Raw genomic sequence first — 17,769 nt, 5'->3', positions numbered from 1 at the left:
ACACAGCGCGCCTTTCATTCTGGGAAGAAATGCGGGTTGCCCCCAACCGATGTGCCGTCTTTTTTTGCGCACCGCGCAGGCTGCGCGAGGCAAGCGGAAAGACCCGGTGCAGCGCCGTGCACCGGGCCATCCCGTCCCGAGAGGAGCTTCCCGAAAAGCGCCGCGAAGCGTCAGAAGGGGAACAGCGCCTCGTAGATCTGCTGGCCCCAGCGGGCCTGCTGCACATCGGTCAACTGGCCGCGTCCGCCATAGCTGATCCGCGCCTCGGCGATCTGGCCGTGCTGGATCGTGTTGCCCCGCCGGATATCCTGCGGCCGCACGATGCCGGTGACGATCAGTTCGCGCAGTTCGAAGTTGACCCGCACCTCCTGGCGTCCCCGGATCACCAGATTGCCGTTGGGCAGCACATCGGTGACGATGGCGGCCATCGTCATCCGCAACGTCTCGCTCCGGCTGGTGTTGCCCTGTCCGCCCGACTGGGAAGCGGAAGAGGCATCGACGGCGCTGCCCGGATCGCCGGGGATGAGCTTCTGAAGCCCCAGCAAGGAGGCAATGCCGACGCTTTCCGAGCCGCTGCGCGAACGGGAGGTGGAATTGGCCAGATCGGCCCTGTCCGCGATGTTGATTTCCACGGTCAGCACATCGCCCACCTGCGAGGCACGCTGATCCTGGAACAGCGTGCCCGCACCAGCCCGGAACAGCGAGGCCGTTGGTGCCTCCTGGGCGGCGGGCGGCACAGGCGTCGATCCCGCGCGCTGCGGGGCCATGTCCGCCCGGGCGATCGAGGGTTCGTAGCCGGGGACTTCCATCTGCTCGATGGGGGTCATCGCCGGCGCCTTGCCGACATTGCGGAGCCGCTCGAGCGAGCCGCACCCGGCCAGCATCGTTCCCATGGCGATCAGTATCGCAATCTTCTTCATTGGATTTCCTCCCAAAGGTGTCAGCCGGCGGAGACGCGCACGCGCCCGGCGCTTTCGACGACGCCATCCAGCGTCTGGTTGGTGGCTTCGCTGAACACGCGGACCGGCTCGCCCAGCGCTCCGTCGGCGAGCGCGCGCCCGGTGGCACTGATGGAAAGCGCACCGGATCGCAGGATGAGCGTGACCGGCTGCCCCCGGCGCACGAGGCGGGGTTCGGTCAGGTCGCTGGCGCGCACTGGCATCCCGCTGCGCAGCGGGCGCCGCGCCTCGAAACCGGCGGCCTCTTCGGCCGAAATGCTCCCGCGGGCCTGGCCCGCCGAGATCTGCTCGGGCGCGAAATCGCGTGCCGAAAGTACTTCGCCACGCTGGATCGAGCGGGTGAGGACATCGGCCTCGACCCCCTCGCCAGCGCTCTGCGCAAAGGCCGGGCCGCAAGGGGCCAGCACCAGTCCGGCGACCAGCGCGAGACGGATCAGGGCTTGCCGGGCCATCAGCGCAGCTGGCTCGTCGTGCCGAGCATTTCGTCGGCGGTCTTCACCACCCGGCTGTTCATCTCGTAAGCGCGCTGCGCGGTGATGAGCGCGGTGATTTCCGCAACCGGATTGACGTTGGACGCCTCGACGAAGCCCTGCGCCAGATTGCCGAAGCCCGGCTCGCCCGGCGGCGAGATGGTCGGCTCGCCCGAGGATGCGGTGGCGAGGAACAGGTTGTCGCCCTTGGCTTCCAGTCCGGCTTCGTTGACGAAGGTGGCGAGTTCGATCTGACCCACCACCTGCAGCTCGGGCTCGCCCGCGAGCTTGATCTGTACCTCGCCCGTGCGCGACACCACGACATCCACCGCACCCTGCGGCACGGTGATGCCCGGCTCGACACGCAAGCCCTGCGACGTGACCAGTTCTCCCTGGTCGGAAAGCTGGAACGTGCCGTCGCGGGTATAGGCGATCTCGCCCGTGGGCATCTGGACCTGGAAATAGCCCAGCCCCTGAATTGCGAGGTCGTAGCGATTGTCGGTCTGTACCAGCGCGCCCTGCTCCGCGATGCGGTAGACGCCGCCGGTGCGCACGCCCGCGCCGATCTGGATGCCCGTCGGCACGCGCGCTTCGGGCCCGTTGGATGCCGCGCCGGGACGCGAGACCTGCTGGTAGAGCAGATCCTGGAACTGGGCGCGCTGACGCTTGAACCCGGTCGTGTTCATGTTGGCGATGTTGTTGGAGATGACGTCGACATTGGTCTGCTGCGCGAGCATGCCGGTGCCGGCGATCGAGAGCGAACGCATGGTGTTATTCCTTGGTTGGAGGTCTGTTTGAAGCGGATCAGCCGACGCGGCCCAGCCGGTCGAGCGCGCGTTTGCGCATGTCGTTGAGGCTTTCGGACATGCGCACGCTGTTCTGGTAGGAGCGCAGGATGTCGATCATCGCGGTGGTTTCCACGATTGGCTGGACGTTCGAGCCTTCGACCCCGCCGCTGCGCAGCTTCGTTTCCTCGGCGGCGAGCACGCGGCCCTCGGCCCCCGAATAAAGCCCGTCGCCCCTGGGCGCGAGGCCGGTCTCGTCGTCGAAGACGGTCACTGCCAGACGGCCTAGCGGGCCATCAGGCCCCATCACGCTGCCATCGCCCGCGATCGAGATGCGACCGGCCTGTTCGGGAGGAACTGCGATCGGCTGTCCGCCCTCGTCGAGCAGGCGCTGCCCCCCGGCGGTCGCAAGCTCGCCCGTGTCGAGCACGTTGACGAAGCCCGCGCGGGTATAGGCGGTGCCCGCCCCATCGGGCAGCTGAACCGTCAGATAGCCCGGCCCCTCGATCATCACGTCCAGCGGATTGCCGGTCGGCTGGAAGGCGCCCGGCGCCATGTCGTGAATGGCACGAAAATCGAGCACGAAAGAAGTCGGCTTCGCATCGTCGTGGAGCGCCTCGTCGGCGCGCTCCACGAATTCGCGGAATTGCGGCTGCTCGCGCCGGAAACCGACGGTCGAGGTGTTCGCAAGATTGTTGGCGACAATGTCCAGCCGCCGCCTCAGCGCCTGTTCCTGGCTTAGCAGTACGTAAGAGGAAATATCCATCGACTGTCAGTCCTGAAAAAACTGCTTCGAAAAAGCGCACTCGGCAAATCTTGCCGGGTCACGATCCTATAATAGGAGAAAATCACAGTCGGCGGCGCGACCTCCGGCTTTTGCTAAAAGGAAGGCGGCAGAACGTGACCACCGAGAGCACCGAAGACGGGACTGCGCCCGGCGAGGCCGCCAAAGCCCCGCGTTTCTCCAAGAAGAAGAAGCTTATCGCGGCGGCGGGCGCCGTGCTGCTGCTGGGCGGCGGAACCGCGACCGCCCTGATGGCCGGCGGTGGCGGCGGCGAGGACGGCAAGGAAGAAGGCCACGGCAAGTCGGAAGAAAAGGGCCACGGTAAAGAGAGCAAGGGCCACGGCGACGAAGGCAAGGGCGATCTGGTGGAGGTGGCGCCGCTGATGGTGAACCTGCGCACCAATGATGGCCAGGCGCGTTTTCTGAAACTGCGCATCCTGCTGGCCGCAGGATCGCCCGACGATGTCTCCACGATCGAGTCCAACCTGCCGCTCATCATAGACCGCTATCAGCCCTTCCTGCGCGAACTGCGCCCGGAGGACCTCGCCGGATCGGCCGCGGTCTACCGGCTCAAGGAAGAGCTTATCCTGCGGGCAGCGGATACGGTGGGCGAAGGCGTGGTCGCCGACGTTCTCATCCAGGACATGGTTCAGCAGTGATGATCAACGACGATTTCGAAGAGCTCGAACTGCCCGATCCCCCGGCGATGGACATGCCGGTGGACGGAACGTTCGACCAGGCGAGCATCGATGCCCTGTTCGGCGATTCCAATGCGGATATTCCGCAGAAGAGCGGCCTGCGCGCGGTGGTCGAATCGAATCTGGTCAGCCATGCCCGGCTGCCGATGCTCGAAGTGGTGTGCGAGCGCATGGTGCGCTCTTTCGCCACCAGCATGCGCAACCTCACCTCGGACGCGATCGAGGTCTCGCTGGACGAGATCGCCTCGGTGCGGTTCGGCGACTTCATGAACCGCGTGCCGCTGCCTTCGATGCTGGCCGTGTTCAAGGTTCCTGCCTGGCAGGATTACGGCCTCGTCGCGGTGGAGGCCAACCTGATCTACGCAGTGGTGGACGCGCTTCTGGGTGGCCGCAAGGGCGGCGCCCCCCGCAAGATCGAAGGGCGCGCCTTCACCACCATCGAAACCACGCTCGTCTCCAAGATGATCGAACTGGTGCTGCGCGAATTCAGCACCGCTTTCGAACCGATCGCGCCCATTTCGATGGAGCTTGAGCGGATCGAGACGAGCCCGCGCTTCGCCACGATTGCAGGCCCCACCAATGTCGCCGCCGCCGCTACCTTCGCGGTCGACATGGATGGCCGGGGCGGCAAGTTCACCATCCTGCTGCCCTTCGCCACGCTCGAGCCGGTGCGGGGCAAGCTGACCCAGCGTTTCATGGGCGAAAAGCTGGGCGGCGACACGACCTGGCGCGATCACATGCGATCCGAGATACTGAAGACCGAGGTCGAGATCTGCACGGTTCTGGGCGAACGCGAAATGCGGCTTGCCGACGTCAAATCACTGAAAGTCGGCCAGACGATCCCGTTCGACATCACCCCGGACGATCCGTTCGAAGTCACCTGCGGGGGCGTGCCCCTCGCCCGGGCACAGATCGGACGCCAGCGCAATCACGTTGCCATCGGCATCGTTTCCACCAATGCAGAAGGCCTGCCACGATGAGCTTCACCGTCCTCACCAATATCATCACGATCCTCTTCTGCCTGGCCGTGCTGGTCCAGAGCATGCGGATGATGCGCAGCCTCAAGCAGGTCCGCGAGGGCCGCCTCGACCACACGGTCGCCGCGCTCGACACTGCCACCGCGAGCGCGCGAAGCGTGCTGGCGGACCTGAAGCAGACGCTCTCGATCGAAGGGACCGCCAATGCGCGGACGCTTGGCGAAGCGCGCGAAGTGCGCGAGGAGCTCAACATCATGGTCGGCATCGCCAACGCCATGGCGGAGCGGCTGATGGAGGCTGCTTCGACCGGATCGCACAGCAGTGCGGCGCCCGTTGCCGAACCGGCAAAGCCATCCAAACCGGCGCGCCCGGCGCGGCGCACCACCCCGGCAAGGACGGCGAAGGCCCAGCCTGCCCGGCCGTCGGCCAGCCCCGAGCCTCAAGCCGATAAGACCGATAAGACCGATAAACTCGCGTCTGCAAAGGCCCCCGCCCGCAAGCCGCGCAAGGCGGCCAGCCGCAAGACGACAGCGAAGGAACTGGCATGACCCTCAAACGCCCATCCCTGCTGATGCTGATGGCCGGAGCCGCTGCGCTGTCGACCTTTGCCCACAGCGTCAATGCGTCCGGTCCCGGTGAAGACAAGGCCCAGACCAAGGCCGCGCCCACCAGACTGGGCTCCGCGATCCAGTCGGAAATGAGCTAGACGAAGAAGACCGCGCGCGATCGGGAACGTCAGCTGGAACTGCGCGAGCAGGCGCTGAAGGCATCCGAAAAGCGGCTCAAGAACAACCTGCAGACCCAGCAGGCCCAGCCGAAACAGGACGGGCAGGCTCCGGTCGACAGCAAGGCCGAGAAAGAGGCCGAGGAGGCGGAAACGCTCGATCAGCTGGCGCGCATCTACCAGTCCATGAAGCCCAAGCAGGCTGCGCCCGTCTTCGAGCAACTGGACATCGATGTGCAGATCGCGGTGGCGCGCAAGATGCGAGAGCGATCGACCGCACAGATTCTCGCGGCAATGACCCCGCAGGGCGCTGCGCGGCTGAGCATGGCTCTGGCCGGCAAGCCGATCCCCCGCAGGCGCCCCAAGGCCGATCCGTCCGGCTGAGCCTCAAAACCGGCTCGCCGGCGGGTCGCGGCAGGCCCGACCGCCGACGGTCGAGCCGGTCGATCGTGTTCGTCAGTTGGGCCGGGCCGCCACTTCGACCAGCAGCACCCGCGAGATGCCCGGCTCGCGCGCGTGCAGGGCGTCGGTCATCTCGGCCGAAAGCCGCCGCGCATCGACGGCCAGGAAGGGCGACACGCGCAGCCGCGAGAATTCCGCCCCTGCGGCAAGCGCTTCTGCACGCAGGCCCGGCATGTCGCGGGCCACTCTGATGGCGGCGTCACCGTCGCTCGCCTCGAGGACGAGCCGGAAGTGCAACGTCCCCTGCAGCTTCGCGCCGTCGACGATCGGCACCGCGATGGTCTCCATCGGGACGAGATTTCCATCGCCCGATCCGCCGCCGCCGCCCGCTCCCGTCGCCCCGCTCATGGGGATGGAGGCGAGCAACGCGCCGCCCAGCAGGATGGTCTTGTTCTTCATGATGTGCCGCCAGTCCGGTTGAAAAAGGGGTTCGCAAGTCGACCGGCAAACCGGTCCCTATTCTATAATAGAGGATATCCCGGAGGGAGCGCCCATGAGTTACGATCAAAAACCGTCACGCATCAAGCTTGTCAGCAGTGGCAGGCCGGCGGGCGCGCCCCAGAATGCGGATGCGCTCGCACCTGCTCTCGAAGGGGCGAACGATCCGGCACAGCCCGGCGAGCAGCCCGCGCGCCGTGCGCCGGTGCTTCCCGCGATCCTGTTCCTTGCGGGTTGCGCGATCGGCGGCGCGGGCCTGGCCGCATGGCCCCACCTGGCGAGCTGAAGGCGGCATGCGCGCAACACTGTCTCTGGCCGCCTCGCTCAGTCTGGTTCTGGCCGCCCCGGCCAATGCCGAAGCGGGTCCGCACGGCCACGAAAGCCCACCCCAGCCCAAACCCGAAGCCGAATCCCGCCCGGACACGGGCGCCTCCCCGCAGGCAGACACCGCCGAGACCGCGGACGAACCGGCACCCGCCGCCGCCCTCCCCGGTTTCGCCGCCGCGCTGGCCAACGAAACACCGATCCAGAGCAGCGCGGGCTGGCAGGTCGTGGCCGACCGCGATGCATGGCGGGCGATTGCGAGCAGCACCCCCGCCACGCGCCAGGCGGCACGGTGGGCCTACGCACGCAGCCTTATCGGCAAGGGGCGCTCGGCGGAGGCCTATGGCGTACTCATGGCGATGGCGCAGGACGATCCCGATCTGAATCTGGTCGCGGCCCACAAGCTGGCGCTCGGCGTGGCGCTGGTCGGGCTGGGTCGGCATGCCGACGCGCTCGATGCGCTGTCCGCCGATCGGCTCGCCGCGAACACAGAGGCATGCGCCTGGCGCATGCGTGCCTGGGCCGCACTGGACATGAACACCGAGGCCTTGAAGGAATGGAGCTGCGCGCGCGCCACCATCGTCTCGCGCGAAGGGGCGGAGCGGGCACCTTTCCTTCTCGCCGCGGCCCAGGCCGCGCTCGACGCCGGTAAGGCCGACAAGACCATCGCGTTGCTCGGCGCGGTTTCCGATAGCGATGCCGCAGCCAATCTGCTGCGCGGTCGTGCGTTCTTCCAGCTCGGCAAGGAACAGCAGGCCCGGCTGCGGCTGAACAGGGCCGCCGACAACGGTACGCCCGAACAGCGCGTCGATGCCCGCGTTTCGCTGCTCGAAGGGCTGGTGGCGCATAATCGTGCGAAGCCGCGCAAGGTCGCGGCCGAACTGGAACGGATCGGCTATTCCTGGCGTGGCGGACCGGTCGAGCGGCGCGCACTGAAACTGCGCTTCAAGCTCGCCGAGACATTGCGTGACGATCGCGCGACGCTGGCTGCAGGGGCCGCTTTGCTGCGTTATCATCGGGTGGGCGCCGACAGCGCAGCGCTTCTGGACGCGCTGCGCGAACGGCTGGAGGCGATCCTCTCGCCCGACAGCAAGGTCCCCCTGCCCGAGGCAGCCGGGCTCTTCTGGGAATACCGCGATCTCGGCCCGGCGGGGGCCGGCGGCGATCTGCTGGTCAGCCGCCTCGCCGACAGGTTGCAGGCCGCCGGTCTTTACGAACGGGCGGCAGAACTGCTGGATTACCAGTTGATGGCGCGCGCCAAGGACATTGCCCAGGGGCCGCTCTCGGTTCGGGTGGCGAAGCTCTATATCATGGCCGGAACGCCCGATGAGGCCTTGCGCGCGCTGGATGCGACGGACGGCAATATCTATCCCGACCCGATGCTGTGGGCCCGGTTGCGCATGGAGGCTGTCGCGCTCCACCAGCTCGGGCGGACCGACGAGGCGCTGGCCGTTCTCGACGGCGTGCCGCAAGGTGGCGCCATCCGCGACGAGATCGAGTGGGAACGGCACAACTGGAAGGCGATCTCGGGATCGGGGACCCTGCCCAAGGCCACGGGCGGCAGGCTGAGCGAGGTGGAACAGACCATCGTCCTGCGCCGCGCCATCGCGCTTGCCATGCTGGGCCGCGAACAGTCGCTTGCAGGGCTGCGTTCGCGCTACGCCCCGGCCTTCGCAGCGCAGCCGACCGCAGCGGCTTTCGACATGCTGACAGGCCCGGTCGAGCAGCTGGAGCCCGCCATGGTCGCGCGCGCCATGGCCGCGATGCCTGCCGCCAGCCCTGCGGGCGAGATCGCCGACCTGCTGGCGCGCGAACGGCCCGAAACCGCAAAGACCCAGTCCTAGTCCCAGTGCGCTGCCCCGGGGGCGGCGACGGCGCGCATGACGCCCCCGCTACCCGGTGCGCGCGGCGACGGGCCTAGAGATATCTGGTGAGATTGAGCTGGGTGAGCTGCGCGAAGACGGAATAGCTCGCCTCCAGCGTCGCCTTCTGCTGCGCGAGATCCACCGCCACCTGCCCCAGATCGGCGTCCTCGTTCGCGGAGATGATGTCCTTCAGCAGCAGCGCGCGCTGTTCGGCGCGCTCGCCCAGGACCTCCATGCGCGCCTGGCGCCGGCCGTTCTCGGCATTGACGGAGCGCAGACCAACCGAACCGGTATCGATCTGGGCAACCGCATCCTGCAGGGCTGTCTTCTGTGCATCGGTCAGCCGCTCCCCGATCGGGCCAGCGGCCGCCAGCGTGCGGAACGCCTCGTAGATTTCCGCGCCTACGTCGCTCGCGGTCAGGCCGTAGGTTACCTTGGTTCCCTCGGCGAGGTAGGCGACGGCCTGCACATCGTCGTTGCGAAACGCATCGGTCGCAGGCGTGGCTGCGGCGTCCGCCAGTGTCTGCGGCACGAAAGGCGTCACGTCGCTGCGCGATCCGGCGAACAGCGACACACCGCCCTCCCTCGCGTTGAGACTGTTTCGGAAATGCTCGAACGCGCCTTCGATGGTGTGCTGCAGGCCGGCCGCGTCCTCCGTACCGATCGCGGTCGCCAGCTGGGTGCGCAGGTCGATCATGGCATTGTCGATCCCGGTCACATGCGCATCGTAGATCGCAAGCGTGGTGGTCACATGCTTGGACACCACCGCCTGCGCATCCTGCTTGGCGAGCATGGAGTGCGCCGACATGGTCCGCACCGCCTCGGTTCCAAGGCTTGCATAATCCTGCGCCTTCTTGCCGGTCGACAGCGCCGTTTGCGTCTTGGCGAGATTTTGCTGCGCGCGCTGAATGGCGTCGGCCATGGTTCTTTGCAGCGGAATGGTGGCAACCCGGTTCATCATGCGCCCTTTCAGCGGACCATTTCGAGGAGAGTGTCGTACATCTTTGTGGCGGTGGTCATCACGCGCGCCGCGGCGGAATAGCTGTTCTGAAGCACGACCATCTGGGAGAGTTCCTCGTCCAGATTGACGCCCGAGAAGCTGTCGCGCCGGTTCACCGCATCGTCGCGCCGCGCGCTGGCGTCCACCAGCAGGTCGCGGGCCTGCGCCGCCTGCGTGCCGGTGCGCCCCATCAGCAGGCTGGAAAAGCGCTCGAGCGCAGCGGACCCCGCCTTGCCGAAGTCGACCGACTCGCCCAGCGCCTCCACGAAGGCGCCCGCGCCGCGTGTGTCGCCGCTGCCCAGCGCAGGTTCGCCGATGGCCGCGTCGGCCCGCAAACGGCCAAGCGGGAGCCGGCCCGAATCCGCCAGCATGTCGGGCCGCACGCCCGCCTCGCCCAGCCCGGTCGCGCCGCCGGTCAGCCCGGAAAGCGCAGCAAAGGACACGCCGGTACCGAACCGGCTGGTCGAATCGCTCGGGATCGAAAGCAGCGCGCCGCTATTGCCTGGCGTGGGTTCGAACCGCACCCGCCCGCGATCGTCCATCGCAAAGCTGCCGAAGGCTGCCAGCGGGCTCTGGTTGAGTTCGCCCACCAGGTCGCCGAAGCTGGGGCCCAGCCCGCCGGTCAGGGTGGTCTGGCCGAGGGTGCGCCCGCTCGCATCGCGCAGCACCAGCTGGGCGGATTCCCCCGCGCCGAAGCCGTGCGGGTCGCTTGCCAGAAACCCCGGCGGCACCAGCGGCGCACCCTCGCTGCGCACGATATCGTTGAGCCCGAAGAAATGCGCGAAGCCACTGCCAGCGCGCGCGCTGGGCGGTTCGCCCTGCGCCACGACCACCCCATCGGCGGAATTGGCTGCCACGATCGACAGGCGACCGTCCTGCAGGCTCGCGCTTGCCGACCCGCCCAGCCCCGCATTGATCGCGGCGACAGCATCGTCGAGCGTCGCCAGCGGGCCCAGCGCATCGAAATCCACCGTGGTCCGCGCGACCAGGACTCCGCGCTGGTCGGTCACCGCGAAGGTGCTCTGCCCGGTAAAGCCCAGCCGGTCGCCGCCGATCAGCCCCGTGGGCCGCCCGTCGAGGCGGCTGGGTGGCGGGAAGGCGGTGCCCGCATTGGCCACGCCATTCAGGGTTTCGGCAAGCCCGCCGAACAGCAATCCGAGCTGGTCGGAAAATTGCGGAAGCGCGCGATCGCGCAAATCGAGCAGACCGCCCAGCTTGCCGCCCACGGCCGAAGAATCGAGCTTTTCGCCGGTCGCCGTGGTCGGCTCCCCCGCTTCGTTGGCGAAGCGGATGGCAATGGGGGGATAGCTCGGCTGTGCCACCCCGTCGGCCGGGCTCGGGTAGGAGAGCTGGCGCAGCCGCCCGTCGAGCAGGACCGCGCCGGTGGCGGTTTCGATATTGATCCGGCCGTCGGGCTGCGTGCGCACCGCGACGTTGATCATCCCGCTCAGTTCCTCGATCGCCGACATGCGCCGGTCCTCGGCCCCGCCCGTGCTGCGGCCCAGCCCGCCGAGCTGTGCCACCGTGGCATTGAGCCCGTGGATCCGTTCGAGCAGGACGTTGACCGCCTCCACCGTGTAGCCTACTTCCGACTCCACATCGCCCCGCAATATCCGCACATCGTCGTCGAGCTGGCGGAGCGAACCGATCGCATCCTCCACATCGCCCACGAAGGCAGCCGCGTTCTGGGGCGAACTTTGCGCGCTCGTCATCGCAATGGCCGACGCGCTGATCGCATCGATCCGCGCTGGCACGCCGCTTTCGGCACCCGGCGCGCCCAGGAAGGCCTGCAGCCGCTCCAGGTAATTCGCGGTGACCTCTGCCCGGCCCATGTCGCCGGAACGCAGATAGACCGTATTTTCGAGGAACCGGTCCGCAATCCGGTTCGGTTCCCCGATCACGACGCCGTTGATGCGTCCCTGGGTCACGCCGGTCGCCAGCGATACGCGCTCGCGCGCGTATCCCGGCGTGCCGACATTGGCGATATTGTTGGATACCGACCGCATGCCGGCCTGCGAAGCCGACAGCCCGGATACCGCAGACCCGAGGATCTCGCTCAACGACATTCAATTAGCTCCGTCGGAACGAGTGCTAGCGCTTCAGACCGCTGACTTCCTGCAGCATGTCGTCGACCGTGGTGATGATCTTGGACGATGCGCTGTAGGCACGCTGGAAGCGGATCATGTTGGTGAATTCCTGCGCCAGATCGACGTTGGAGGATTCCAGCGTGCCCGCCGCGATCGTACCGCTTCCCAGTTCGCCGGGGCGACCGAGGGCGACATTGCCCGACTGCTGGGAGACGCCGTAGGCATTGCCCGGCATGCGGGCGAGGCCGTCCGGATTGGCGAAGGTCGCCACCGGCAGCTGGAACACCGCGCGCGCCGTGCCATCATCGAAGATCGCGCTGACCACGCCATCCTTGCTGACATCGACCGAGACCAGGTTGTTCAGCATTCCGCCGTCCGAACTCGACGCGATCAGCGCCGACTGGCTGCCGAACTGCGTCAGCCCGTCAAGCCCGTCCTGGCTGCCGAGGTTCAGGTTGATCGGCAGGGAACCGGCCTGGTTGGTCCATGATACGTTGAGCGTATCGAACAGGCCCGGCGTCGAATTGGCGAGATCGAGGCTGCCGTCCGGGTTGAAGGCCACGTTGCCGCTGGCCAGCAGGCCATTGGCGGCGGTCACTTCTGCGGGATCGCCGTAAATCTCCGCCACCCACTGGTTGGGGCCGGTCTTGACGAAGCCCATCGTAATCTGATGGCCGCCGCCCTGGGCGTCGTAAATCTCGAAAGTACGCGAGAAATGCGGCTCCAGCGCGCCTGTCGCCATGTCGCCGGCGGCATAGGCGGCCGTGAACGGCTCCTGCGTCGATTGCAGGTTCGCGCGCACCTGCAGGCGGGTGGTGGCCGCAGCCGTGCCGGTCAGCCCGCTCAGGCGCACCGGTTCCAGTTCGTTCAGTCCGCCGGTGCTGGTGTAGCCGCCCGCGGAATCCAGCCGCCAGCCCTGCAGGTAATAGCCGCTGGTGTTGCGCAGATAGCCCTGTTCGTCCGGACGGAAGGCCCCCGCGCGGGTAAAGGCGACGCCGTTGTCGGCATCGGCGCCCTGCCGCGTGACGAAGAAGCCGCCCCCATCGATCCCGAGATCGGTCTGGCTGCCGGACGCCTGCAGCAGGCCCTGTTTGGAGATCATCGCGCGCGGTGCAGCCGCGACGCCCCCGGCCGAATAATTGCTCCTCACGCTGCCGTCCGTGACCAGCGAACGGAAGTCGGCTTCGACCCCCTTGTAGCCCACGGTATTGATATTGGTGATGTTGTCGGCAACCGTTGCCATTGCGCTCGATTGCGCGCCAAGGCCGGACACGCCGGCATACAGGGCGGAATATAGGCTCACTTGAATGCACCTCCTGGATGGCGGGCACGTGCGCCCGATCACAAGTGCATTGTAGAAGGGCGACCGGCCCGAACCCAAAAGGCGGCAGTTTTTTCCGCGCACCCGCCGCGCCCGGTCGCACCCCTCTATAATGACCCCATCATTCGAAGGGGAAATGCGATGCTTCGCATCACTTTACGCGACGGCGAAAAGGTCGTCATCAACGGCGCCGTGCTGCGCTCCACCGGGCGCGCGGAGATCGTGGTCGAGAATGCGGCCGCGATCCTGCGCGGGCGCGACGTCATGTCGCCCGAGGATGCGGATACTCCGGCCAAGCGGCTCTATTTCGCGTGCATGCTCGCGTATCTCGACCCCGCCAACCTCACCCAGTACCAGAGCCGCATCCTCTCGCTGTTCGAGGATTTCGTGGAAGCGCTGGAATCGCCCGAAGCGAAGAGCCATTGCCTCTCCTTCGCCCGCAATGTCGCGTACTGCGATTTCTACCGGGCGCTGAGCGATTGCCGCGCCCTGATCGCCTACGAGAGCGAGGCGCTGGCCCGCCTCGTCCCGGCGGACGCGGCCTGACCCGCCTCCAATGCAGACGCTGGCCTCCGCCGCGCGCGCGATCCGCGCGCTCCCGCACGATCGGCCTTTCGGTTCGGTCGCAGCGGTTCGCGGCGCACTGATCGAAGTGGAAGGCCTGCTGGGCGCAGCCCGGATCGGCTCGCGGCTCACGATCGAATGCGATGGGGGCACCATCGATGCGGAGGTCACCGGGCTCGACCGGGAGACCGCGCATTGCCTTTGCTACAACGAGCCGCAGGGTATCGCCACGGGCTCGCGCGCCGACCTGCTCCATGGCCGCTCGCAGCTGCGCCCGACCGCCGATTGGCTGGGCAGGGTCGTGGACGGTCTGGGCCGTCCCATCGACGGCAAGGGGCCGCTTGCCCCCGGCCCCGTGCCCCGCGCCTTCAAGGCCGATCCTCCGGCCGCTGCCCACCGTGCCCGCGTGGGCCGCCGGCTTGAAACCGGCGTTCGCGCGCTCGACATCTTCGCACCGCTGTGCCGGGGCCAGCGGCTCGGCCTGTTCGCAGGCTCTGGCGTGGGCAAATCGACCATGCTCTCGATGCTGGCGCGGTGGGTCGAAACCGACGTGGCCGTGATCGGCCTGATCGGTGAGCGCGGCCGCGAAGTGCAGGAATTCATCGAGGACGATCTGGGCCCCGATGGCCTCGCGCGCAGCGTGGTGGTCGTCGCAACGTCGGATTCGCCCGCCTTGATGCGGCGCCAGGCCGCCTGGACCACGCTCGCCATTGCCGAGCATTTCCGGGACGCCGGGCGTGACGTCATGTGCCTGATGGATTCGGTCACCCGGTTTGCCATGGCGCAGCGCGAGATCGGGCTCGCAAATGGCGAGCCCCCGGCGACCAAGGGCTATACGCCCACCGTCTTCGCCGAGCTGCCGCGTTTGCTGGAACGTGCTGGCCCCGGCGGGCCGGGACAGGGATCGATCACCGGTCTGTTCAGCGTGCTGGTCGATGGCGACGACCATGACGAGCCCATTGCCGACGCGGTGCGCGGCATCCTTGACGGGCATATCGTCATGTCGCGCAAGATCGCCGAACGCGGGCGTTTTCCCGCGATCGACATCCTCAAATCGGTCTCCCGCATGCTGCCCGAATGCCATGCGGAAGAAGAGAACCGCCTGCGCCTCGCCGCGCTCGGCCAGCTCGCCACCTTCGGGGACATGGAAGAGCTGGTGCGGCTGGGCGCGTACGAAGCCGGCGCCGACCCGCGCGTGGACGAGGCGATCCGCCTCGCCCCGATGATCGAGGACCTGCTGAAGCAGACCAAGGGCGATCGCGGATCGGCGGCGCAGACCTTTGCACGGCTGGCCGAACTGATGACGGAGAATCCGCAGTGAGAACCCCTTTCGACACCGCTCTGCGCACGCGTCGCCGGGCCATCGACCATCTGCGCATCGCGATTCACGCCGAGGCGACGCGCCTGCACGAGATCGACCGGCAGAACGCAGCGCTGGAGCGCGAACTGGCCGAGGAATACCAGGCTTGCGCGCAGAGCTGGGCGATCTCTTCGGAGGCGTTCATCCGGCGAAGAATGGCCCAGCAGGCACAACTGGTCGAACAGCGCCTGACCGTGTCGGACGAAATCGACCGGCTGCGCCGTGAGGCGGTCGATGCCTATGGCTCCCAGCACGTGCTGGAGAGCGCCGCAGAGGCCTTTCGCACCGATCGCAGGCGCTGCATTTCGCGGGCCGAGCAGCGCGATGCGGACGATCTGTGCGCCGCGCGCATCGCCGCCCTGCCCTCCGTGAAGGCCGACCCGGCCATTCCCCGGCTTCCGGCGCGGTAATCCACCATGCAGACAGCAGGTCTCGAAGCGCTCTCACCCCAGGAACGGGCGCGCGTCATCTATACCCAGGCCCGTACCGCCATGACCGACCGCCTGTGGCAGGCGGCGATCGGCGGTGCGCAGGACGACCGGTCGGGCACGCAGGCACCGTGCCGCCACCATTCGGGGATGATGCTCCCGATGGGGATGGAGGCACTGCTGGGTGGGGGGCATGGCGCCGAGGCCCTGGCGCGGGCGTTCGACGCAGCCCCCAACGGCTTCGCTGCACGCGGGCAAGGCATCGATGGCCTTCGCACCCCGGGTGTGGAGGCGGAGAGCCGCATCGATCCCGTCACCCCGCCGGTAACCAAGCCGGGGCTCGGCTTCGATGCGCCCTTCCCCACCGGCCCTGTCGCCAAGGGTGGTCCCGCAGGCGGGCCGCTTGGCGGTCTGGGCGCCAATTCCCGCTTCGCCGCCACGCTGCAAAATGCGGCCCAGCGCAGCGGTCTGCCCGCCACCACCCTGGCGGCAATCGTCGATGCGGAAGCCGCCAAGCGTCCCGACGGCAGCTGGAACCTGATGTCGCGCAATCCGCGCTCCAGCGCTGCGGGGCTGGGCCAGTTCCTCTCGGGCACGTGGATCGGCATGGCCCAGCAGCCGGGCAACTGGCTCAACGATGTGGCGCGGCAGAAGGGTTGGCTCGATTCCAACGGTCGGGTCGCCCCGGCCGCGCGCGGATCGCTGCTCGCGCTGCGGTACGATGCGACGGCCTCTATCAACAGCATCGCCGACTACGCCCGATCGAACATCGCCACCATCCGCCGTGCAGGGATAAGGCCCGGGAACGATCCGCAGGTGCTGGCGAACATGGCCTATCTCGGCCACCACCTTGGGCCGGGCGATGCAATCCGGTACCTCAAGGGTGGCCTGAGCGAAAGCCGGGCGGCCCATCTTCTCAAGGCGCAGGTGGGTTCCGCACAGGCCCTGGAAAAGATCAACCGCACGGGCGATGCCGCCGTCGCGCACCGCGACTGGCTCAATGGTTACATCGCACGCAAGATCAGGCCGGATCGTTTTGCCGGTCTGCAACAGGCGAGCACCAGCTAGACCAGTTCCGACAGGCCCCGCCTCGCGGGTGCCGCCCCCCCTCCGCAGCCACGCATCCGGGCAGAATCGCGCGTTTTCGCGGGGCACAAATCCATCGCCATCGCGGCCTCCTGAAAACCCCTTAGGCGGGGCTCCGGGACATTACGGAAGGGGGCCTTGGTAGCATCTCTTAAAGGAGAAAACCCGAAGCCACCGGCAAGAAGGCATTTATAGGCGCCCCTCTATCCCTTGCTCAACACAGTCAGAGACTGAAGCCAAGGGGAGCGTACCAATGTCCAAAAGCACAGAAGCACTAGAAGTTGCTGTCGCCGAAGTTATTGCCAACAAGAATTCAGATGGATCGCCCGGTTCTGCCAGGCAGCGCGCCAATATCGACCGCGCCTTTTCGCGGATCCTCAAGATCGCAGCGCCGCGTATTCGTCACTTCATCCGCCAGTACGGCCTTTCCGCTTTTCACGAGGACGCCGAACAGGTTTGTGCCATTGCGGTTCACCGCGCGATCGAGGCCTATGATCCGACCAAGGCCAAGTTCACCACGTTCCTCAACTGGCAGATCCGTGGCGAGCTGCAGAGCCTGCGCTTCCGCCTGATGACCGATCAGCGCCCGTCGGCCCGCAAGGTCGAGGCTGTGACCGTCACCATCCACGCCGGGACGACCACTCCCGATGGCGAAGAAACCAGCCTCGAGGCGCTGGTGGAGGATGAAGAAGCGCTGGAACGCACCGAACGGGCCGCGTCCGACCACCTGGCCCATGAGACCTGCGCCGCGCTGCTCGACGCCTATGTCGAAGCGGAACGCAAGGCGGGTATCGAGCAGCTGCGCAAGCGCGCCCGGGCACGCCGTCCGAAACGCGACATGCGCGAAGCCCGCCCCGATCTGCCCGTGAGCTTTCGCGCCCATCTTGCCGGTCCGGACCCGGAAGAACTCGCAGCGCTGCACGAGCGGCTGGAGCGCGATCGCGCCATTATCGAGCGCAGCCTGTTCTCCGGCGACACCCGCGAGGCGCTGAGCCTGGACACCAGCCTGACGCGCGAGCGCATCCGTCAGATCGTGCGCCGTGCCAGCAAGCAACTGGCGCGTCTGGTTCAGACCGACCCCCGCTTCGCCATGCTCGCCGAGCAGGCAGGGCTGGAGCGAGCTGGCGCGCCGGCAGACAAGCCGACGCCTGCCCCTGCCCAGGCCGGGATCATGCCTGCCATGCACCAGCCGCACAACCGCGCGGTCACCGTTTCGAAGCCCGCCGAGCGGCCGGCCGATGCCCCGCGTGAACTCGATGTGCCGGTGGCGGCCCTGATCCCGCAGCAGCCGGGAAGGCTATCACTCTGACCAGCCCATGCCCGCGGTCTCGAGACGACCGGCGGCAAGGGACTGCGGAGGCGCAGTACCTGCGACGGACTGGAGCAACGGAAATATGCACGCGCCGGTACCCTCGGATGTCGAGGATGCCGGCGCGC

20 protein-coding genes are annotated in these 17,769 nt (G+C 67.4%); 12 read left to right on the top strand and 8 right to left on the bottom strand.

What is annotated here, in order from left to right; all coding sequences use genetic code 11:
• Positions 1-170 precede the first annotated feature (170 nt).
• The 4 genes from flgH to ADAD_RS0105885 are packed head-to-tail and all read right to left on the bottom strand — an operon-like array spanning position 171 to position 2,980.
• Entirely contained in the window at positions 171-920 is a 750-nt protein-coding gene (gene flgH, locus ADAD_RS0105900; protein ID WP_010410997.1) for a flagellar basal body L-ring protein FlgH, read from the bottom strand.
• 20 nt (positions 921-940) lie between these two features.
• Complete coding sequence (flgA, locus tag ADAD_RS0105895) at positions 941-1,411, bottom strand: flagellar basal body P-ring formation chaperone FlgA (protein WP_010410992.1); 471 nt, start codon at positions 1,409-1,411, stop codon at positions 941-943.
• Positions 1,411-2,196, bottom strand: a complete 786-nt coding sequence (gene flgG, locus ADAD_RS0105890; RefSeq protein WP_010410990.1) for a flagellar basal-body rod protein FlgG — start codon at positions 2,194-2,196, stop codon at positions 1,411-1,413. The genes flgA and flgG overlap by 1 nt, the downstream gene beginning before the upstream one ends.
• A 37-nt stretch (positions 2,197-2,233) precedes the next feature.
• Positions 2,234-2,980 (bottom strand): flagellar hook basal-body protein, encoded by a 747-nt coding sequence (locus tag ADAD_RS0105885; RefSeq protein ID WP_010410988.1) that lies wholly within the window; start codon positions 2,978-2,980, stop codon positions 2,234-2,236.
• Positions 2,981-3,114: 134 nt separating this feature from the next.
• Between ADAD_RS0105885 and ADAD_RS0105880 the strand changes: the two genes are divergently transcribed.
• From ADAD_RS0105880 to ADAD_RS17350, 5 genes are all read left to right on the top strand, one after another.
• Positions 3,115-3,657, top strand: coding sequence for a flagellar basal body-associated FliL family protein (locus ADAD_RS0105880; protein WP_010410985.1), 543 nt, complete (start codon positions 3,115-3,117; stop codon positions 3,655-3,657).
• The gene (gene fliM / locus ADAD_RS0105875; protein WP_010410983.1) at positions 3,657-4,676 is read left to right on the top strand and encodes a flagellar motor switch protein FliM; all 1,020 of its coding nucleotides are present in this window, start codon (positions 3,657-3,659) and stop codon (positions 4,674-4,676) included. The genes ADAD_RS0105880 and fliM overlap by 1 nt, the downstream gene beginning before the upstream one ends.
• The gene (locus ADAD_RS16320; protein WP_010410981.1) at positions 4,673-5,221 is read left to right on the top strand and encodes a DUF6468 domain-containing protein; all 549 of its coding nucleotides are present in this window, start codon (positions 4,673-4,675) and stop codon (positions 5,219-5,221) included. The genes fliM and ADAD_RS16320 overlap by 4 nt, the downstream gene beginning before the upstream one ends.
• Entirely contained in the window at positions 5,218-5,379 is a 162-nt protein-coding gene (locus tag ADAD_RS16975; RefSeq protein ID WP_010410977.1) for a hypothetical protein, read from the top strand. The genes ADAD_RS16320 and ADAD_RS16975 overlap by 4 nt, the downstream gene beginning before the upstream one ends.
• 204 nt (positions 5,380-5,583) lie before the next feature.
• Entirely contained in the window at positions 5,584-5,781 is a 198-nt protein-coding gene (locus ADAD_RS17350; protein WP_010410974.1) for a magnesium transporter MgtE N-terminal domain-containing protein, read from the top strand.
• A 72-nt stretch (positions 5,782-5,853) separates the two neighbouring features.
• Here ADAD_RS17350 and ADAD_RS0105855 read toward each other — a convergent pair whose 3' ends face one another.
• The gene (locus ADAD_RS0105855) at positions 5,854-6,258 is read right to left on the bottom strand and encodes a hypothetical protein (RefSeq protein ID WP_010410973.1); all 405 of its coding nucleotides are present in this window, start codon (positions 6,256-6,258) and stop codon (positions 5,854-5,856) included.
• A gap of 94 nt (positions 6,259-6,352) precedes the next feature.
• Between ADAD_RS0105855 and ADAD_RS0105850 the strand changes: the two genes are divergently transcribed.
• Entirely contained in the window at positions 6,353-6,583 is a 231-nt protein-coding gene (locus tag ADAD_RS0105850; RefSeq protein ID WP_010410970.1) for a hypothetical protein, read from the top strand.
• A gap of 7 nt (positions 6,584-6,590) precedes the next feature.
• Entirely contained in the window at positions 6,591-8,465 is a 1,875-nt protein-coding gene (locus ADAD_RS0105845; protein WP_010410967.1) for a hypothetical protein, read from the top strand.
• A gap of 73 nt (positions 8,466-8,538) precedes the next feature.
• On the opposite strand, the gene ADAD_RS0105840 is transcribed toward ADAD_RS0105845, so the two are convergent.
• The 3 genes from ADAD_RS0105840 to ADAD_RS0105830 are packed head-to-tail and all read right to left on the bottom strand — an operon-like array spanning position 8,539 to position 12,876.
• Positions 8,539-9,444 (bottom strand): flagellin, encoded by a 906-nt coding sequence (locus ADAD_RS0105840; RefSeq protein WP_029139942.1) that lies wholly within the window; start codon positions 9,442-9,444, stop codon positions 8,539-8,541.
• 11 nt (positions 9,445-9,455) lie between these two features.
• Entirely contained in the window at positions 9,456-11,552 is a 2,097-nt protein-coding gene (locus ADAD_RS0105835; protein ID WP_010410961.1) for a flagellar hook-associated protein FlgK, read from the bottom strand.
• Positions 11,553-11,577: 25 nt separating this feature from the next.
• Positions 11,578-12,876, bottom strand: coding sequence for a flagellar hook protein FlgE (locus tag ADAD_RS0105830; RefSeq protein ID WP_083825568.1), 1,299 nt, complete (start codon positions 12,874-12,876; stop codon positions 11,578-11,580).
• 159 nt (positions 12,877-13,035) lie between these two features.
• On the opposite strand from ADAD_RS0105830, the gene ADAD_RS0105825 reads away from it, so the two are divergent.
• The 5 genes from ADAD_RS0105825 to ADAD_RS0105805 all read left to right on the top strand — a co-directional run bounded on the left by ADAD_RS0105825 (position 13,036) and on the right by ADAD_RS0105805 (position 17,641).
• Complete coding sequence (locus ADAD_RS0105825; protein WP_010410955.1) at positions 13,036-13,440, top strand: flagellar biosynthesis repressor FlbT; 405 nt, start codon at positions 13,036-13,038, stop codon at positions 13,438-13,440.
• A gap of 10 nt (positions 13,441-13,450) precedes the next feature.
• Positions 13,451-14,779: a flagellar protein export ATPase FliI gene (gene fliI / locus ADAD_RS0105820; RefSeq protein WP_010410952.1), complete on the top strand. Its 1,329-nt coding sequence runs from the start codon at positions 13,451-13,453 to the stop codon at positions 14,777-14,779.
• Positions 14,776-15,228 carry a hypothetical protein gene (locus ADAD_RS0105815; RefSeq protein ID WP_010410948.1) on the top strand — a complete coding sequence of 151 codons (453 nt, stop codon included), beginning with the start codon at positions 14,776-14,778 and terminating at the stop codon, positions 15,226-15,228. The genes fliI and ADAD_RS0105815 overlap by 4 nt, the downstream gene beginning before the upstream one ends.
• Positions 15,229-15,234: 6 nt before the next feature.
• A complete protein-coding gene (locus ADAD_RS0105810) occupies positions 15,235-16,314 on the top strand; it encodes a hypothetical protein (RefSeq protein ID WP_010410946.1) in 1,080 nt (359 codons plus the stop codon).
• 271 nt (positions 16,315-16,585) lie between these two features.
• A complete protein-coding gene (locus ADAD_RS0105805; RefSeq protein WP_010410944.1) occupies positions 16,586-17,641 on the top strand; it encodes a sigma factor in 1,056 nt (351 codons plus the stop codon).
• Positions 17,642-17,769 lie beyond the last annotated feature (128 nt).

The organism is Citromicrobium sp. JLT1363, assembly GCF_000186705.1.
GTDB lineage: Bacteria > Pseudomonadota > Alphaproteobacteria > Sphingomonadales > Sphingomonadaceae > Alteriqipengyuania.
The sequence above is the reverse complement of the archived record's forward strand: the minus strand, read 5'-3'. Positions and strand labels throughout refer to the sequence as shown.

Coding starts and splice junctions, on each gene's coding strand:
- flgH (WP_010410997.1), bottom strand. CDS start 920: ATGAAGAAGATTGCGATACTGATCGCCATGGGAACGATGCTGGCCGGG.
- flgA (WP_010410992.1), bottom strand. CDS start 1,411: ATGGCCCGGCAAGCCCTGATCCGTCTCGCGCTGGTCGCCGGACTGGTG.
- flgG (WP_010410990.1), bottom strand. CDS start 2,196: ATGCGTTCGCTCTCGATCGCCGGCACCGGCATGCTCGCGCAGCAGACC.
- ADAD_RS0105885 (WP_010410988.1), bottom strand. CDS start 2,980: ATGGATATTTCCTCTTACGTACTGCTAAGCCAGGAACAGGCGCTGAGG.
- fliM (WP_010410983.1), top strand. CDS start 3,657: ATGATCAACGACGATTTCGAAGAGCTCGAACTGCCCGATCCCCCGGCG.
- ADAD_RS16320 (WP_010410981.1), top strand. CDS start 4,673: ATGAGCTTCACCGTCCTCACCAATATCATCACGATCCTCTTCTGCCTG.
- ADAD_RS16975 (WP_010410977.1), top strand. CDS start 5,218: ATGACCCTCAAACGCCCATCCCTGCTGATGCTGATGGCCGGAGCCGCT.
- ADAD_RS17350 (WP_010410974.1), top strand. CDS start 5,584: ATGAAGCCCAAGCAGGCTGCGCCCGTCTTCGAGCAACTGGACATCGAT.
- ADAD_RS0105855 (WP_010410973.1), bottom strand. CDS start 6,258: ATGAAGAACAAGACCATCCTGCTGGGCGGCGCGTTGCTCGCCTCCATC.
- ADAD_RS0105850 (WP_010410970.1), top strand. CDS start 6,353: ATGAGTTACGATCAAAAACCGTCACGCATCAAGCTTGTCAGCAGTGGC.
- ADAD_RS0105845 (WP_010410967.1), top strand. CDS start 6,591: ATGCGCGCAACACTGTCTCTGGCCGCCTCGCTCAGTCTGGTTCTGGCC.
- ADAD_RS0105840 (WP_029139942.1), bottom strand. CDS start 9,444: ATGAACCGGGTTGCCACCATTCCGCTGCAAAGAACCATGGCCGACGCC.
- ADAD_RS0105835 (WP_010410961.1), bottom strand. CDS start 11,552: ATGTCGTTGAGCGAGATCCTCGGGTCTGCGGTATCCGGGCTGTCGGCT.
- ADAD_RS0105825 (WP_010410955.1), top strand. CDS start 13,036: ATGCTTCGCATCACTTTACGCGACGGCGAAAAGGTCGTCATCAACGGC.
- fliI (WP_010410952.1), top strand. CDS start 13,451: ATGCAGACGCTGGCCTCCGCCGCGCGCGCGATCCGCGCGCTCCCGCAC.
- ADAD_RS0105810 (WP_010410946.1), top strand. CDS start 15,235: ATGCAGACAGCAGGTCTCGAAGCGCTCTCACCCCAGGAACGGGCGCGC.
- ADAD_RS0105805 (WP_010410944.1), top strand. CDS start 16,586: ATGTCCAAAAGCACAGAAGCACTAGAAGTTGCTGTCGCCGAAGTTATT.